The following is a 1,502-nucleotide window of genomic DNA, read 5'->3' as shown; positions in this document are numbered from 1 at the left end:
CGTGGCGGCAGGTGCGCCGCGCGCCCCTCACGCTGCGCGCCGGCGCGCGGCGGCTCGACGTGGAGGTGCACGACCCGCACCAGAGCAACCCCTTCCTGCTCGCCTGCGTCGACACGCACGAACAGGACGCCTCACGTCGGCTCGCGTGGACGGACGACTCGTGGACGATGCGGCGCGACCCTCAGGACGGCTGGAGCGCCCGCGACCACCTCGACGACGCGCGCGACGCGTGGGCCTTCGACGGGGTGTGGGCGGAACCGTGGGGATTGCCGTGCGACGCGCCCGACGACTTCCTGCGGCTCAGCCACGGCTGGCAGCGCTGGACCACTTCCCGGCCCGCCGTGCTCGATCTCGGCGGCGGTCTCGGCGTGGCCGAACAGGACGCCCGCGGCCACCTCACCTTCCACGCGCCCACCCCCAGGCCGCCCACCCTGCCGGACCTCGGCGGGCCCCGCCCGGGTGGGCTGTGGCAGCACGTACGTGACGCGCACGCCACGATCACCAACGAGTGGCTCGAACTGTACGAGACGCGCGCGCCACGCATGGTGCTCGACGCGGGCGCCGAGACCTTCGCGCGGGTGCGCGTGCGGGTCATCGCGGGCGGCGAGGTGACGCTCGCCGTCACCACCGCGGAGTCCAGAGGGGAACTCGACCGGTACCGGCGCCGCCTCACGGACGTCGTCACGGTCCGGGAAGGGGAGAGCTTCGCGACGTCCCCGACCGGCTGGCGGTACGCGAGCGTACAGGTCCTCGCGTCGGACGGGCCCGCCGTGCTCGCGCCCGTGGAAGCGCAGCACGTGCGCTTCCCCGCGCCTCAGCAGGGCTCGTTCGCGTGCAGCGACGACCTGGTCACGCGCGCGTACGACCTCAGCGGCGACACGCTGCGGCTTTGCATGCAGAACGAGGTGTGGGACGGGCCCAAGCGTGACCAGCGTCCCTGGATGGGGGACCTGCACGTCGCGGCGCTCGCCGCGTACCAGCTGTTCGGCGACCACCGCCTCGTGCGCCGCACCCTGGAGGTGCTCGCCGAACTCGGCCCCGCGCCCGAACGGCCCCTGGAGACGCGCCGCTCCGCCGGGCTGTCCGACCGCTGGCGTACCCGCCACGGGGACATCAACGACATCCCCACGTACACCCTGTGGTGGCTCGCGGGCCTGCGCGACTACCACCTGCACGTCGGCGACGACCTCGCCTCCGTCCTCGCGGACGAGGCGCGCGCCACCGTCGCGCACGTCCTCGCGCACGTCGACGACGAGGGCCGCTGGCGCTTCCGGTCCGGCTGGAACTACGTCGACTGGGCGCCGCTGACGCCCGAAGAGCGCGAGGCGTACACGCACGTCCTCGCCTGCCACGCCCTCGAGGGCGGACTCGCCCTGCTCGAGGAGCTCGGGGACGACCTCCGCGAGGAACGGGCGGCGATCGAGCGGATGCGCGCGCAGGCCGTCCTCCTCGCGCCGCAGGGCGAGGAGCTCGACGGCGCGCGCGCCCACCACCTCAGCGCG

General features: G+C 74.5%; 1 protein-coding gene. It reads left to right on the top strand.

Annotation, left to right across the window (positions count from 1 at the left end):
- A partial coding sequence (locus tag DEIPI_RS35980; protein WP_169737184.1) for an alpha-L-rhamnosidase-related protein occupies positions 1 to 1,502 on the top strand: 1,502 nt, incomplete at both ends.

This window comes from Deinococcus pimensis DSM 21231, assembly GCF_000519345.1.
Classification (GTDB): domain Bacteria; phylum Deinococcota; class Deinococci; order Deinococcales; family Deinococcaceae; genus Deinococcus_A; species Deinococcus_A pimensis.
The sequence above is the reverse complement of the archived record's forward strand: the minus strand, read 5'-3'. Positions and strand labels throughout refer to the sequence as shown.